The 15,463-nt window shown below is 39.2% G+C and carries 17 protein-coding genes and 1 pseudogene; 5 read left to right on the top strand and 13 right to left on the bottom strand.

The annotated features are described in order from the left end of the window. Nucleotides 1-13 precede the first annotated feature (13 nt). A complete protein-coding gene (locus KIV10_RS03335; RefSeq protein ID WP_214112061.1) occupies nucleotides 14-1,036 on the bottom strand; it encodes a ligase-associated DNA damage response exonuclease in 1,023 nt (340 codons plus the stop codon). 178 nt (nucleotides 1,037-1,214) lie between these two features. Here KIV10_RS03335 and KIV10_RS03330 point away from each other — a divergent pair, with 178 nt between their 5' ends. Continuing rightward, nucleotides 1,215-1,643, top strand: coding sequence for a TerB family tellurite resistance protein (locus KIV10_RS03330; protein WP_214112060.1), 429 nt, complete (start codon nucleotides 1,215-1,217; stop codon nucleotides 1,641-1,643). Nucleotides 1,644-1,692: 49 nt separating this feature from the next. Here the strand turns inward: KIV10_RS03330 and fbp are convergent, their stop codons facing one another. Further along, entirely contained in the window at nucleotides 1,693-2,700 is a 1,008-nt protein-coding gene (gene fbp / locus KIV10_RS03325; RefSeq protein ID WP_214112059.1) for a class 1 fructose-bisphosphatase, read from the bottom strand. 91 nt (nucleotides 2,701-2,791) lie between these two features. Here fbp and KIV10_RS03320 point away from each other — a divergent pair, with 91 nt between their 5' ends. The 4 genes from KIV10_RS03320 to KIV10_RS03305 all read left to right on the top strand — a co-directional run bounded on the left by KIV10_RS03320 (nucleotide 2,792) and on the right by KIV10_RS03305 (nucleotide 7,234). Further along, nucleotides 2,792-3,262, top strand: a complete 471-nt coding sequence (locus KIV10_RS03320; protein ID WP_214112058.1) for a GNAT family N-acetyltransferase — start codon at nucleotides 2,792-2,794, stop codon at nucleotides 3,260-3,262. A gap of 15 nt (nucleotides 3,263-3,277) precedes the next feature. Further along, the gene (locus tag KIV10_RS03315; protein WP_214112057.1) at nucleotides 3,278-4,537 is read left to right on the top strand and encodes an aspartate kinase; all 1,260 of its coding nucleotides are present in this window, start codon (nucleotides 3,278-3,280) and stop codon (nucleotides 4,535-4,537) included. Nucleotides 4,538-4,586: 49 nt separating this feature from the next. Beyond that, nucleotides 4,587-6,404 (top strand): GNAT family N-acyltransferase, encoded by a 1,818-nt coding sequence (locus tag KIV10_RS03310; RefSeq protein WP_214112056.1) that lies wholly within the window; start codon nucleotides 4,587-4,589, stop codon nucleotides 6,402-6,404. 80 nt (nucleotides 6,405-6,484) lie between these two features. Beyond that, nucleotides 6,485-7,234, top strand: coding sequence for a DUF5995 family protein (locus KIV10_RS03305; protein ID WP_214112055.1), 750 nt, complete (start codon nucleotides 6,485-6,487; stop codon nucleotides 7,232-7,234). A gap of 35 nt (nucleotides 7,235-7,269) precedes the next feature. Here the strand turns inward: KIV10_RS03305 and KIV10_RS03300 are convergent, their stop codons facing one another. From KIV10_RS03300 to atpH, 11 genes and pseudogenes are all read right to left on the bottom strand, one after another. Next, complete coding sequence (locus tag KIV10_RS03300; protein WP_214112054.1) at nucleotides 7,270-7,695, bottom strand: hypothetical protein; 426 nt, start codon at nucleotides 7,693-7,695, stop codon at nucleotides 7,270-7,272. A gap of 114 nt (nucleotides 7,696-7,809) precedes the next feature. Beyond that, nucleotides 7,810-8,169, bottom strand: coding sequence for a TM2 domain-containing protein (locus tag KIV10_RS03295; RefSeq protein ID WP_214112053.1), 360 nt, complete (start codon nucleotides 8,167-8,169; stop codon nucleotides 7,810-7,812). 42 nt (nucleotides 8,170-8,211) lie between these two features. Beyond that, on the bottom strand, nucleotides 8,212-8,598 hold the full coding sequence (locus tag KIV10_RS03290) for a VOC family protein (protein ID WP_214112052.1): 387 nt from the start codon (nucleotides 8,596-8,598) through the stop codon (nucleotides 8,212-8,214). Then, nucleotides 8,595-9,545: a 2-hydroxyacid dehydrogenase gene (locus KIV10_RS03285; protein ID WP_214112051.1), complete on the bottom strand. Its 951-nt coding sequence runs from the start codon at nucleotides 9,543-9,545 to the stop codon at nucleotides 8,595-8,597. The genes KIV10_RS03290 and KIV10_RS03285 overlap by 4 nt, the downstream gene beginning before the upstream one ends. A gap of 53 nt (nucleotides 9,546-9,598) precedes the next feature. Continuing rightward, nucleotides 9,599-10,111 carry a hypothetical protein gene (locus KIV10_RS03280; RefSeq protein WP_214112050.1) on the bottom strand — a complete coding sequence of 171 codons (513 nt, stop codon included), beginning with the start codon at nucleotides 10,109-10,111 and terminating at the stop codon, nucleotides 9,599-9,601. A gap of 75 nt (nucleotides 10,112-10,186) precedes the next feature. Then, nucleotides 10,187-10,720 (bottom strand): outer membrane beta-barrel protein, encoded by a 534-nt coding sequence (locus tag KIV10_RS03275; protein WP_214112049.1) that lies wholly within the window; start codon nucleotides 10,718-10,720, stop codon nucleotides 10,187-10,189. 93 nt (nucleotides 10,721-10,813) lie between these two features. Beyond that, nucleotides 10,814-11,983: a hypothetical protein gene (locus KIV10_RS03270; protein ID WP_214112048.1), complete on the bottom strand. Its 1,170-nt coding sequence runs from the start codon at nucleotides 11,981-11,983 to the stop codon at nucleotides 10,814-10,816. Nucleotides 11,984-11,999: 16 nt separating this feature from the next. Next, nucleotides 12,000-12,875, bottom strand: coding sequence for an ATP synthase F1 subunit gamma (gene atpG / locus KIV10_RS03265; RefSeq protein ID WP_214112047.1), 876 nt, complete (start codon nucleotides 12,873-12,875; stop codon nucleotides 12,000-12,002). Nucleotides 12,876-12,918: 43 nt separating this feature from the next. Beyond that, nucleotides 12,919-13,257, bottom strand: a pseudogene (locus tag KIV10_RS03260) (four helix bundle protein). 23 nt (nucleotides 13,258-13,280) lie between these two features. Then, nucleotides 13,281-14,861, bottom strand: a complete 1,581-nt coding sequence (atpA, locus tag KIV10_RS03255) for a F0F1 ATP synthase subunit alpha (RefSeq protein ID WP_214112046.1) — start codon at nucleotides 14,859-14,861, stop codon at nucleotides 13,281-13,283. Between the two features lie 62 nt (nucleotides 14,862-14,923). Next, entirely contained in the window at nucleotides 14,924-15,463 is a 540-nt protein-coding gene (gene atpH, locus KIV10_RS03250; RefSeq protein WP_214112045.1) for an ATP synthase F1 subunit delta, read from the bottom strand.

Here is a 15,463-nt window from a genome sequence, read left to right as displayed (position 1 = left end):
TTTTATTTCATTTTCAATCTTCATTTTCAATTTTTTTATCAATTTCGGCGCTTTCCTCTTCGTATTGCGTTTTTTCGGTGCGGGCGTCGTAGCCTAATTCTTCCCGTAAATAGCGCGCAAAAATATCGGTATACCCGTGGGTTGCGATTACTTTTTCACAGCCTGTGGCATCAATTGCATTCAGCAAACCTTCCCAATCTGCGTGGTCGCTGAGCACAAAACCGCGGTCAATTGCGCGTCTTCTCCGTGCCCCGCGAAACGTCATCCAACCGCTGGCGGAAGCTGTTACATAGGGTACAAATCGGCGAATCCACGTACTGCCGTGGGCACTTGGTGGGGCAACGATGATGTTTCCTTTAATTTCTTCTTTTGAAATATCTCGGGTAATCCTTGTGGTTTCCGGCAGTTTGTAGTGTTCCCGAACCACTTCGGTCATATTTTCAACAGCGCCGTGGGTATAGATTTTTCCGATGGAAGTGTCCAAATGCTTCAGCAAACGCTGGGCTTTTCCCAAACTATAGCCGAACAAAATCGAAGTTCTGCCTTCAGATTTATTCGTTGCCCACCAATTATTGATATCCTTAAAAACTTCCGCTTGCGGTTCCCATTTAAAAGCAGGCAAGCCGAACGTGCATTCTGTTATAAACGTGTGGCACTTCACGGGTTCGTAAATTTCTGCCAAGCCGTCATCCTCGGTTTTAAAATCGCCCGTAAAAACCCAGACTTCGCCTTTATATTCCACGCGAACCTGCGCCGATGCCATAATATGCCCAGCGGGATGCAATGAAAATTTTACGCCATTTATCGTGAAGGTTTCGTTCCAATCCTTTCCCGTTACGGAGATTTCGCCCAACCGATGTTTTATGATAGGAACGTTATTGGTTTGGGTAATGTATTGTTTATGCCCCCAACGGCTGTGGTCTGCGTGACCGTGGGTGACGATGCATTTGTCCACAGGCCGCCAGGCATCTATGTAAACGTCTGCCTGTTCGCAATATATTCCCTTCTCGTTGAAGACCAATAGGGGTGTGTCCATTTTCAATTTTTCTGAAGTTTTTCAGTAGCACTTTAAAAGTACTCAAGGATTATTTCACACCATTCAGCGTTAAGAAAAGTTTAGGGTGCGGGGTTTCGAAAGAAAATGGTGAAAAACGTGAAGTTATTGCTTCGCTTTGCTCCCATTTCGTTTTATATTTGCACATTAAAACCAAATTATGTCATTTACAGATTTATTTGAGAGCGGGGAGCATTCCCGAAACTTAGGTCATTTCGCATCCATTGCGAATATTGCTTCCATTGATGGGGAAATTAATGCCGAAGAGGAAAAATTATTAAAGCGCTTTGCCAGAAAACTGGATATTGATGAACAGGAATATGAAGCGGTTTTGAAAAATCCTTCCAAATATCCCATCAATCCGCCCAACGATTCCGAAAGACGTTTAGAGCGAATTCACGATCTTTTTGAAATGATTTTTGCAGATCATGAAATTGATGATCACGAACGTTTCTTGATTGAAAAATATGCAATCGGCTTGGGCTATTCCGCAGAGATTGCGCAGGATTTGATAAAAAGATCCATTAAAATATACAGCGGCGGTCTAAGCTTAGAAGACTATCGCTATTTATTGAATAGAAAAGATTAATTCTGGATTATCGAATTTATAAAACCCTTTGTGAAAGCTTCGGGTTTTTTTATTTGGCATTTGCCATAAATTCCTCCGCTTTTTCTACCATTTTTTTACTTCCGCAGAAAAAGGGAACACGCTGGTGGAGTGATATAGGCTGAATTTCCAAAATACGTTTAAAACCGTTTGAAGCCAATCCGCCGGCCTGTTCGGCAATCATTGCCATTGGGTTACATTCATATAACAACCGTAGTTTGCCATCTGGATTTTTTGAAGTATTCGGATAAATGTATATTCCGCCTTTTATCATATTCCTATGAAAATCTGAAACCAAAGAACCTATATAGCGCGAGGTGTAGGGCCTGTCCTCTTCCTCTTTTTGGCAGTATTTAATATAATCCTTCACGCCCTGCGGAAAATGGATGTAATTACCTTCATTCACAGAGTAAATTGTGCCGGTTTCGGGAAATTTCATCAATGGATGTGATAGATAGTATGTTCCAATGGCGGGATTCAACGTAAAACCATTAACACCGTGCCCAGTTGTGTATACAATCATCGTGGAAGTCCCGTAAACAATATAACCAGCGGCAACTTGATTGATCCCGGGCTGTAGAAAATCATCCATTGTAACCGGTGTGCCGGAAGGGGTTACCCGGCGGTAAACGGAAAAAATGGTGCCAACCGAAACGTTTACATCAATATTTGAAGAACCGTCCAAAGGATCAATCAAGACCACGTATTTATTATCATTCTTCTCGTTTCTGCCCTTTATCGTTATGTAATCGTCCTCCTCTTCGCTGGCAATTCCGCAAACGATTTCGCGATTTGTCAATGTTTTTATAAAAACCTCATTTGCATACACATCCAGTTTTTGCTGGTCTTCCCCTTGAATATTCAAATCTCCGGCGGCGCCCAGAATATCTACGAGACCGGCTTTGTTCACTTCGTGGTTTACCACTTTTGCTGCCAAACGAATTGAATTTATCAATCGCGAAAGTTCTCCGGAAGAATATTTGAATTCATTTTGGTTTTCAATAATAAATTCCCCGAGAGACTGATTTTTCTTTGCCATGTGAAGCTTTGGTATTCTGAATTTAGACGCAAATATCGGGATTTTTAAGAAATTGAACCGATATTTGCAATTCTAATTAATTTTCTGGGAAATGATAGTAAGAGAAGCTTTAAGAGAAGACATGCCCCAAGTTTTGGAATTGATAAAAGAGCTTGCGGTATTTGAGAAAGAACCGGAAGCCGTGGAGATTTCCGTGGCAGATTTAGAAAGGGAAGGTTTCGGTGAAAACCCATTGTTTACGTGCTTTGTTGCTGAAATGGATGGAGAAACGGTGGGAGCTGCGTTGGTATACTTCAGATTTTCAACTTGGAAAGGCAGAACGCTGCATCTTGAAGATTTAATTGTGAAGGAAGCACATCGCGGCAAGGGCATTGGCCAGGCATTATACAAGAAAGTGATGCAATTTGCTTTTGATCGCGGCCTGAAGCGCGTAGCTTGGGATGTGCTGGACTGGAACACTGGAGCAATTCGGTTTTATGAACGCAGTGGAGCCAATGTTTTGAAAACATGGCGTGTGGTCCATATGGACGAAAAAGGATTGCGGGATTATATAAATTCTTAATAAAGTAAACGATACATGAAAGTTTTCAAATTCGGGGGAGCCTCGATTAAAGATGCGGCGGGCGTGCAAAATCTTGCAGAGGTTTTAAAAATAACTTCTGAAAAAAATTTACTGATTGTTGTCTCGGCGATGGGAAAAACCACCAATCTGCTGGAAAACGTAGTCACCGAATATTTAAAGGAAAACTCAGAACTATGCAAGGAATTTGTTTCGGAATTCAGGGAAAACCACTTTCAAATATTAAACGGGCTTTTTGAAAACCCAAATCATTCCATATTTGGAAATATTTCTGAAATTTTTTCAAAATTGAATTCTTTTTTGGAAACCAATAAATCCAGCAATCACGCATTTGTCTATGACCAAGTAGTAAGTTTCGGGGAGATTGTCTCAAGCACCATTGTTTCTGCCTATCTTTCAGAAATACATATTCATAATACATTACTCGACGTTCGCAAATGCATAAAAACGGATGCCAGTTACCGTGATGCCAATGTAGATTGGGAGGCAACGCAAACAGAAATTCTCAAAAACGTTCACAATTCGGGCATAACCATAACCCAAGGTTTTTTGGGTTCAGAAACCACCAATAATTTTACAACCACGCTGGGCCGTGAGGGGAGCGATTACACCGCCGCAATTTTTGCGTATTGTTTAAATGCGGAAAACGTTACTATTTGGAAAGATGTTCCAGGTGTTTTAAATGCGGACCCACGATACTTTGCCCAGACGCAATTATTAAACCACATCAGCTATCGGGAGGCGATTGAGCTGGCATTTTACGGCGCATCGGTCATCCACCCAAAAACCCTGCAACCTTTGCAAAGAAAGGAAATTCCACTTTATGTGAAGTCATTTTTAAATCCCACTGCCGCCGGAACCTGTGTGGGCAAAGGCGTAACGCTGGATCCAATGATATCGTGCTTTATCTTGAAAAAGGATTTGGTACTTATTTCGCTTTCATCTTTAGATTTTTCATTTATGATGGAAGACAACATTGGCGATGTATTTAAGTGGTTGCATAAGCATAAAATGAAAGTAGAGCTCATTCAAAATTCTGCCATTAGTTTTTCGGTGTGCATCAATGATAAATTCAAAAACCTTGAAGCGCTTTTGGCGAAACTCCGTGAAAAATTCAGTGTAAACTGGAATGAAAATGTGACGCTCTATACCGTTCGGCATTTTAACCCTACTGAAATAAAAACACTTTCAGAAAATAAAAAAGTATTGCTGAAACAGGAAAGCCGTGAGACCGTGCAACTTGTCATTCAAGAATAGTATGGATTCGATTCGCTATCTTTGCCCAAAGTAATTATTCAAAAACGGTATGGGATTGGTCAACGCCAAAGAAGTTGCAAAAGCAATAAATGTCGATAAATTCGGCATTTTTGGCACTTTTATGGGTTGGTCACTGATGAAAATTCTCAACATTACCACGCTCAATAAAATTTATGACGAAAACAAGCATTTAAAAGATCTTGATTTCATAAATGGGTTGATTGAGGAATTTGAAATCAAATTCGAAATTCCCGAAGAAGACCTTCGCCGAATCCCAAAAACAGGAGCTTTTATTACTATTTCAAACCATCCATTGGGTGGAATTGACGGTATTTTGTTGCTCAAATTATTACTGGAACACCGCCCGGATTTCAAGATTGTAGCCAATTTTCTCTTGCACCGCATTGAACCCTTGAAGCCTTATGTAATGCCCGTAAATCCTTTTGAGGACAGAAAGGATGTAAAATCCAGCGTGAGTGGTTTTAAGGCAGCTTTGAAACATTTACAGGACGGTCACCCATTGGGCATTTTTCCCGCGGGCGAGGTTTCAACGTATCGGGATGGCAAACTATTGGTTGACAAACCGTGGGAGGAAGCCGCGATGAAACTGGTAAAAAGGGCTGAAGTTCCAGTGGTTCCCATTTATTTTCATGCCAAAAACAGCAAACTTTTCTACCATTTGGCAAAAATGAGCGACACCTTGCGCACGGCAAAACTTCCCTCAGAATTGTTGACGCAAAAGGAACGGCTCATAAAAGTGCGAATAGGCAATCCCATTTCGGTGGAAGACCAAAAGGAACACGAGTCGCTATCTGTTTTTACTGAATTTCTTCGGAAGAAAACCTATATGCTTTCCAATGCTTTTCAGAAGAAAAAATTGCTGGATAACATTCCAAAAACCCTCAAATTTCCGAAGCCGCCAAAAAAGATTGCAGGTCCCATTCCACTGAAATCGATGGAGGCAGAAATTGAAAAACTCCGTGAGAATGACAAGCGCTTGCTGGTAAGCAAAAATTACGAAGTATTCTTGGCGCGCGCCAATACCATTCCATATATTCTGCAGGAAATTGGGCGCTTGCGGGAGATTACCTTTCGCGAGGTGGGCGAAGGAACCAACAATAGTACGGATCTTGACAAATTTGATAGCTATTACCATCACATGTTTCTTTGGGACAACGATGCCCAAAAAATTGCCGGAGCTTACCGGATGGGACTGGGATCTGAAATTTTTTCACGCTTTGGGATAGACGGTTTTTATTTGCAGGACCTTTTCCGTTTTGAGCCAGAATTGTATGATATGATGAGCTCCAGTATCGAGATGGGTCGGGCCTTCATTATAAGTGAATACCAACAACGCCCTATGCCGCTATTTTTGCTTTGGAAGGGGATTGTGCACACCACACTTCGCTACCCAGAGCACAGGTTTTTGATTGGCGGGGTCAGCATAAGCAATAAATTTTCTGAATTCTCTAAAAGTTTGATGATTGAGTTTATGAAATCCAATTATTATGACCCGTACGTAGCGCAATACATTAATCCGAAAAAGGAATTTAAGGTAAAGCTGAAAGATGCGGACAAGGATTTTATCTTCGATGAAAGCGAGGCAGATTTGAATAAGTTTGATAAAATAATTGACGAAGTGGAACCTGGAAGTCTTCGGTTGCCGGTGCTTATCAAAAAATACATCAAACAGAACGCGAAAGTGGTGGCATTCAATGTAGATCCGCTGTTTAACAATGCCGTGGACGGCTTAATGTACATACGCATTGCAGATTTACCGGAGAGTACCGTAAAACCCGTTATGGAAGAATTTCAGGCAGAACTCGAGAAAAAATATGCGGATTCCTCGCAAAACGGCGATAAGTAATCCGTTCCAAAATTACTTAGAAACATTCCTCAAAAAAATTTCAAAATAGTATAACTTAGTGGCAACTAACCCAATGTGTTATGCCTGCCAAAACTATTGACGAGGTAATTTTTCAGCTGGATGAAATTATCAATTTTGAATGCGCCCAAAATTCGTGTATGGCGTATTTTCCCATTTTATACCGAAAAGTTACGGTTCGCATCAAAGAGGGAATTCTGAAAAATGAATTTGAAAACAACCAGCGAATGGAAAAGCTGGATGTAATATTTGCCAATAGATATATTGAAGCCTATCAAAATTCCATTGACAAAAAACCCTTCACTAAAAGCTGGAAAAATGCCTTTGATGCCGCCAAAACGGGAAAAATGCTCATTATGCAACATCTACTTTTGGGCATCAACGCCCACATAAATCTGGACCTGGGCATTGCTGTTGCGGAGACCGTGGGCAAAGATGGCGAGTTGATGGATTTTGAAAACGATTTCAACAAAATCAATGAAATATTGGCCTCAATGATTGCCAGCGTGGAAGCAAAGATCATTTCCGTTTCACCACTGTTTGGGCTTTTGGATAAAGTGGGGAAAGGCCGTGAGGATAAATTGGTAAGCTTCAGCATAAACATAGCGCGCGATGGTGCTTGGCTTTTTGCCAATGAATACCATTTTTCTCCAAAAAAATTGGAATGTCTTAAAAAACGTGACACTGCCATTGGTTTTCTGGCAGAAAAAATAATCACTCAAAAAAGTTTTCTTCTGAAATATTTAGTGAAGACCATTTACTTCTTTGAAAAGAAGAATGTTGCAAAGATAGTCTCGGTACTTCAGCTATAGTGCGGTTCAAAAACTTTGAAAAAATTATTTTGAAATCAATTGCACGGAATTCTCGAAACTTCTGTATCTAAACCAGATTCAGAGTTATTTCCCTTAATAACGGCTTTGTCGTCTTTAAGAACGATTGTTATTTCCGCCTTTTCTTCGATTCCCTCTTGCGTATATTCATACGTAGCGCTTATAACGGTATTTTCTATTGTTCCCACCAATGTTCCATTTCGCTGGTCCTTTAATGCAGGAAGCCAATTATAATTTCCCGTAACAGAATCTCCCTGTATTTTAAGGTCAAGACTAAGAACATCTATATTTTCGGTACTATCGGGAAAAGGATATTCATTTCTGAAACACAACTTTTCGATAGCCACACTTTCATCTTTATCTGGTGATTGCTCTTCACTTTTTGGATTTTTGCACCCTATGCAAAGCAAAAGCGAGGTAAGGATGGAAAATATTATTCTCATAGCTTTATCTTTTAAGTTTACTTTTCTGAAATAGATTATTAATTCCGAAGCCTTACAATTGCTTTCGATATTCCTACATTTTCTAATTTCAAATTTTCTTTAGTACTGAAAATTTTAAAACCATCCTTTTTTCCCAACTTGATAGGTTTGGTAAAATTCTTCATCGGTTTTTGTGAGGTAAATTATCCCTTCAATCAAGCCGATAATACTTCCCATCCCGCAGGTGACTACCGTAATTACTATTTGGATAATCCCTTCCTGTGTGTATCCTAAAATAAATTTATGGACTCCAAATCCGCCGAGAACTATCCCAAGAATTCCTGCCAAAATCTTTTTATTTTCTTGATTATACGGTGGCGGGGTCTGGTTCCAAGTTTCGTTGCCGGTATTGCGGGATTGTCTTTCAAAATCTTCAGCATCACGATTAATACGATTTTTGCTGCTGTCGTATCCTGAGTTTTGTTGGTTTTCCATAGTATTTGATTGGTTTTTAATGTGAAATAAATTTATAAAATTTTAGGTGAGCTTGCTATCAATTGGTTCCCAAAGTTCAATTTTATTTCCATCCGGATCAAGTATCCACCCAAATTTTCCATACTCATATTCTTCCATTTCGCCTACCACGGTTACGCCTTCTTCCGCTAAAACTTTCAAAAGTCCCTTCAAATCTTCAACCCTATAGTTGATCATAAATTCCTTTTCGCTGGGCGCAAAATATTGGGTATCGGCTTTAAAGGGACTCCACTGTGTAGAACATTTTTCGCCATTTTCATTTTGCCACCAAAATGTGCATCCATAACTGTCCGTATTCAATCCCAAATGATTTTTATACCAATCTTTTGTAGCGTCCGGATTTGTTGATTTGAAAAAAATACCGCCAATACCTGTAACCCGCTTTTTCATATTTCCTGATTTTTAAAATTTTTGATAATTTTTTCAGCTATCACAGTTGCCAATTTTTCTTTGCTTTCAACTGTCCAGCCGGCAATGTGAGGGCTCAATATTACATTTTCCATTTGAAATAATTCCTGCAATGATTCTGGAAATTGGTCTGAGACAAATAAATTCTCAAACGAAAGCTTTTCATATTCCAAAACATCGAGTCCGGCACCCAAAACTTTCCCAGATTTTAATGCCGAAACCAAAGCCGAGGTAACCACGCTTTTCCCGCGGGCAGTGTTAATGAGCCAAAATGGTTTTGAAAAGGATTGGATAAATTCAGCATCAACCATTTTGTCCGTTTGTGGCGTCCATGGCGTGTGCAGACTTACCACATCAACCGTCTGCTGAAATTCGGCAAGCGAAACTTGCTTCGCATTTTCATTACCCACGTTCTCTTTTATATCGTAGCAAAGTACTTTACAGTCAAAGCCCCGCAATTTCTTGGCGAAAGCTTTTCCCATATTTCCGTAGCCGATAATTCCCACAGTTTTTCCGTCCAGTTCCACTCCTCGGTTCGCTTCGCGGTTCCATTGGCCATTTTTAACCTCGCTGTCCGCTTTATTCAGTTTGTTGAACAGTGAAAGTAACATTCCCAGCGCGTGCTCGCCCACGGCATTTCTATTGCCCTCTGGCGCGGCGATAAGTTTCACTTTACGCTTTAGCGCATAATCAGCATCTATACTTTCAATACCCGCGCCCACACGTGCAATAAATTTCAAGTTTTCTGCGGCATCTAGAAATTGCCTATCAATATCAAAACGGCTGCGGATTACAATCCCGTCATACGCTGAAATAATTTGCTCAATTTCAGTTTTTGTTGAGGTATAATTTTCATCATTGCTAAATCCTGCTTCCCGCAACTTTTTCATTAATAACGGATGATTGCTGTCTAGGTGAAGAATTTTCATGATTACGGAAGAAGACCAACAAGGTTTTGAGAACCTGTAAGAAGTTTATAAATCTATTCGTGGGAATTGGGGTTTGATTGCGGATATGCCATCATTTCTTTTTCAGGGAGGTTTGAAATTTTGAAATATTCCGTTTTGCCTTTAAATGTATAGGAAAGTACCGCTTCATTTTTTTGAAGGCTGAAAATATTCTTTTCTGAAGGAGTATTTTGTGCCTCTTTCATTGGGTCGCTGTCCATAATAACATCGCTTCGCATTTCATTTCTATGAAAACCAATATATTCCATCGGTTTTGCTGAATTATTCTTTAATTCAAGTATTTTATTGTTGAAATAAATACTTTGAATCTTTACGCCAGTTTCCATTTCAGAAAAGGTGATGTGGACATTTTTTCCAGAACCACCTTCTTCAACACCGGCTACCCAATTTTGGTAATATACTTCAGCAATTTTAAAAGGTGGATTTTTTTGAAAATTTATGGCTTCAGAATTTGCTTTTGATCCGCCGCAATTGGCAAATCCAACAAATAGGATTGGTAATAAAGCCACAACCGAAAGAAATTTCATATTTAATCTCATTCCGGAAATTTACGAATATTTTTGAAGAACGGCGAAATACAACCTCTTTTGAATATTAAACTATCACAGTTTAAAAGTAAGACCCAAGAAAACAGCCACACCACGAGCACTTTCAACATTAAGGGTTAAGTTTTTTGCACTGAAATATGGTAAAAAAACTTTCGCATAAAGTTTATCGCTAATTCTATACTGCGCGCCCGGCCCAACATTTACAATGGACAAGGCGCTATTCTGAATATTCCCCAGCGTTCTGTCTTCAAAACCATAACCATACCCCAATTGCCCGTGCACATTCCATTTTTCTTTATTTATGAAATAATAGTGAATGGAAGGTACAAAGCCGTAACCGTGGATGGTAGTTTTGCTATTGTTGCTTATCAATGTGTTATTTGATGAAAAAAAACTAGCGGAAAACGAAACTTTATTTGATATGAAATATTCAAAACTCGCCAAGCCAATGGCGCCAAAATCGTCTTCTCCGTTTGTTGTGGTCGGGTATGGTGAGACTGAAATCGAAATTTCCATGGCTCCTTTTTGGTTTTGGGAACTTACAGTTAGGCCGCATAAAATCAATAGAATGAGCAATGTATTTTTCATTGGTTAGTTATTTTTAATTAAGATAGCTAAAAGGATTAAGAAAAAAATCCACCAATGCTTTAATTAAAGTTGAAGGTTTTATAAAATCTAAAATTAATACCTTCTAATAGGTATAACCAAAAATGAATACCCCTTATCGTCAATTTCAGTATAAGGATTACCTCCGTTTGATGAAGGTGAAACATAGTAAGATTGTAAAGCATTGGCCTGTGTCGAAGTCCAATATTGATTATAGTCTATAAGAGCATTAATATCTGCCAAAGAAATCAATGTGACCTCCAATTCTTGAGTAGATCCTAAGAACCAATCAGAATAACCCCCAAAAACATAATTTGAGCATCTTTTAGCAGCACAGTCTGAAATATTACAATTATTAATTATTTTGAGGGTATTTTCTAAACCCTTACCTAATTGCGAAGAAGTGCCAGATATAAATGTTCCATTACATCCCCATTTATTTTCAAAAGTTTCAGGAGATGCTTCTAAAAATCTCCAACCATCTACTATTTCTCCATTATCAAAAACTACATATCCTCCGGAAGACCCAAAATAGCCTGTAGTCCTAAAAGTTACTTGATTACCATACACAGGATTGGAATTTATTCTAACGTACGGACGTGCATAGTAAATAGTATTTGGACTTAATTCTGTAGCTGTAACAATATATTGGCCTATTCCACTGTCCCCTTCATTAATTACTATATCATTTAAAGTAGGATTTTCAAAGGTTGCTATAACAAATCCTTTGTTACCAATATTTCCTGGAACATCATTAACAATAGCGGTTAATTCAACCCTGCTAGTCAATATTTTTTTGGGCACAAGTGATTCAATAGTGGGTAAAGGTGGTGGGGGTATATCTGCGGATTCTGTTGTAAAATTTATATTATTACCGTATGCAATACCTATATCATTTACTGCAAAAGCTCTTACATTATAGCTGGTCTCAGGTAATAATAAGGAAATATCTGCTTGATATATTCCCAATCCACTACCAGTAGCATTTACCAAATTATCATTAACAGTAGGATTTGTATTCACGCTCCAGCAGAAACCTCTTGAAGAAATGTTGCTATTGCCATCATTAATAATATTACCTACGAATGTTGCAGAGCTTTCAGTAATATTTGTAGGTGTATTTGTATTTAAAATAGCTAATTCCTGAATAATATCGGGTTCATTATTATTTTCACTATCATCATTATTTTTATCACAAGAAATGATAAGTAAAATATTTAATATTATTAAAAAAGATTTTTTCATAAAAGATTTCTATTACCTATCCCGCTAAAGCTTCAGCACCACCAACGATTTCAAGAATCTCATTCGTAATTGCGGCTTGACGTGCTTTGTTATATTGAAGTTTTAATGAATCGCGAAGCTCCTTTGCGTTATCCGTAGCTTTGTGCATCGCCGTCATACGGGCACCGTGCTCGCTGGCGGCGCTATCACGCAAAGCCTTAAAAAGCTGGGTTTTTAGGCTTTTTGGGATCAATGCTTCAATAATTTCTTCTTTGGAAGGTTCAAAAATGTAGAACGTTTCGGTCTTTTTTACTTCTTGACCTTCTATTTGTTTTGGAGGCAAAATGGGAAGAAACTGTTCCGTCATCACAACTTGCGTTGCAGCATTTTTGAAGTTATTGTATACTAATATGATTTTGTCGTACTTCCAGTCTGTGTACAGTTTCATTAGTTTTTCAGCAATTTCTGAAGTGTTTTCGAATGAAAGGTCATCAAAAATGGCATTGTTATTTTCAAAAACGGTACCTGATTTCTTCAAAATGTCATTTCCCTTTTTACCGAGCGTTAAAAAATCTACCTGCTTTCCAGAATAAACATTTGATGCAAGGTTACGGGATTCTTTGATAACATTTGTATTGAATGCTCCTGCCAAACCACGGTTGCTGGTAATAGCAACTACCAAAACTCTATTGATTTCGCGCACTTCTGAATATTTTCCGCCGCTGTCTGCATCTAGCGTAGCACTTAAATTTTGCAAAAGCTCGGTAAGTTTTTCAGAATAGGGGCGCATTGCCGTAATCGCATCCTGGGCTTTTTTCAACTTTGCGGCAGAAACCATTTTCATGGCGCTGGTAATCTGCATCGTTGAACCTACGGATGATATTCTGTTACGTATTTCTTTAAGGTTTGCCATTTCTCAAGTTATGAGTTACGAGTTATGAGTTATGAGTTATGAGTTATGAGTTTTTGATTATTGAAACCAAAATTCGAATTAACTCGTCACACTTACTTTTCAAATTATTCGGAATACCCATAGTTGTCGCCTCAATAAGTTCTAACCAATATTCCGTTTCGTCAGCTTCTTATAAAGCTATTGAAAATTTATTTTTAAAATCTTTGGTACTAACGCCACGTTGCGCCTCACGAACATTGGCTCCAATACTTGTTCCACTTCTAAGTAGCTGGCTTGCGATTTCAAACTCTCGCATTTCTTTTAGAATTCTAGAGAAATGAACAATTTCACAAGCAAATTCAAAACTTTTTATTCGAATTGGACTTTTGTGCAAATCGCTCATAACTCATAACTCTGAACTCCTAACTACTTTTTATATTTCGCTGAAAGCTCGTTTGCCGTTTGCGTCAATACATCTATTGCGTCGTCCGTTAGTTTACCGGCCTTTAAATCGTTCAACGTATCTCTGTGCTTTAGGTTAAGCATTTCAAGATAATCTCTTTCAAATTCCTTGATTTTTTCAACAGGAACGTTACGCATCAAATTTTTTGAACCTGCATAGATAACCGCAATTTGGTCTTCCACGGTATATGGATCATTCTGCGCCTGCTTAAGGATTTCAACGTTACGCTTTCCTTTTTCAATAACATTTAATGTTGCGGCATCCAAATCTGAACCGAATTTTGCAAATGCTTCCAGTTCACGGAAAGCTGCCTGATCCAGTTTCAAGGTACCCGCTACTTTTTTCATTGACTTAATCTGCGCGTTACCACCCACACGCGATACCGAAATACCTACGTTGATAGCTGGACGAACACCCGCGTTGAACAAATCCCCATCCAAGAAAATCTGTCCGTCCGTAATGGAAATTACGTTTGTAGGAATATACGCCGAAACGTCACCTGCCTGTGTTTCAATAATAGGAAGGGCAGTCAACGAACCTCCACCTTTAACTATTGGTTTTAGGTTTTCCGGAAGGTCGTTCATCTCCTTCGCAATATTATCATCAGCAATTACCTTTGCGGCACGCTCCAGCAATCTTGAGTGAAGGAAGAAAACGTCTCCAGGATACGCCTCACGTCCCGGTGGACGACGAAGCAAAAGAGACACCTCACGGTATGCTACCGCTTGTTTTGAAAGATCATCATAAATAATCAATGCTGGACGGCCCGTATCACGGAAATATTCCCCGATTGCAGCACCTGCAAATGGAGCATATACCTGCATAGGCGCAGGATCTGATGCATTTGCCGCTACAATAGTAGTGTATGCCATAGCACCTTTATCCTCAAGAACTTGAGCAATGTTTGCAACCGTTGAGGCTTTTTGCCCAACCGCCACATAGATACAATACACAGGTTGACCTGCGTCGTAAAATTCTTTTTGGTTCAAAATGGTATCGATACAAACGGTAGATTTACCTGTTTGACGGTCACCAATTACAAGCTCACGCTGTCCACGGCCTACGGGAATCATCGCATCGATTGACTTAATTCCAGTTTGAAGCGGCTCAGTTACCGGCTGACGGTAGATAACTCCAGGAGCTTTACGCTCTAGGGGCATTTCGTAAGTTTCGCCGGTAATAGGTCCTTTACCGTCAATTGGCTGACCTAATGTATTTACTACGCGCCCCACAATACCTTCACCAACTTTAAGTGAAGCAATACGTTGCGTACGTTTAACTGTAGAACCTTCTTTAATCCCTTTTGATGGGCCTAAAAGTACAATACCTACATTATCCTCTTCAAGGTTAAGTACAATACCTTCCAGACCGCTTTCAAAGGCAACCAATTCACCGTATTGCGCGTTTGAGAGGCCGTAAACACGGGCAATCCCGTCACCTACGGTAAGTACAGTTCCTACTTCATCCAGGGAAGCAGATGCTTCAAAGCCTGTAAGTTGTTGCTTTAATATTGCTGATACTTCAGCTGGTTTTACTTCTGCCATTTTGATTTACGATTTTCGATTTGTGATTTTAGATTTAAGCCTAAATTCAAAATCTTTCAACATTATATTGATTTACTGAATTCTCTTTTTAAATTTCCTAATTGGTTCGCAATGCTTGCGTTGTATTGAATATCGCCCACGCGAAGGATAAATCCTCCTATGATTTCTGGGTCAATTTCATTTTGAAGCGTTACTTTTTCACTATTGGTCAATTGCTTCACTTTTGCCATTACCCTTGATTCAAGTTCTGAGGAAAGTGGAACTGCCGTGATAACCGTCGCTACCTTTACGCCTTGTTCTTCATTATAAAGATCTATATAGCTCTTTGCAACATTGGCTAGCAAAGAAGTACGTTTATTATCCACCAATATTTTGATTAATGAATGCGTTGCGGCCGATTGCCCACTGAAAATTTTCAGCAAAGCTTCTTTTTTATCGTGGGCTTTAATAACTGGGCTTTGCAGCACAGCTTGCAATTCGCGACTAGCCTCAATGGTATTTTGAACAGATTGCATATCCTCAAAGACAACCGATTGTGTGTTGTTTTCATTTGCGGTATGCAATATTGCTTTAGCGTATCTAATAGCTGCTCTGCTACTCAT

It is taken from the genome of Aequorivita echinoideorum (assembly GCF_018476645.1).
Taxonomy (GTDB): domain Bacteria; phylum Bacteroidota; class Bacteroidia; order Flavobacteriales; family Flavobacteriaceae; genus Aequorivita; species Aequorivita echinoideorum.
Note: the sequence above shows the minus strand (reverse complement) of the source record. Positions and strands in the feature narration are given on the sequence as shown.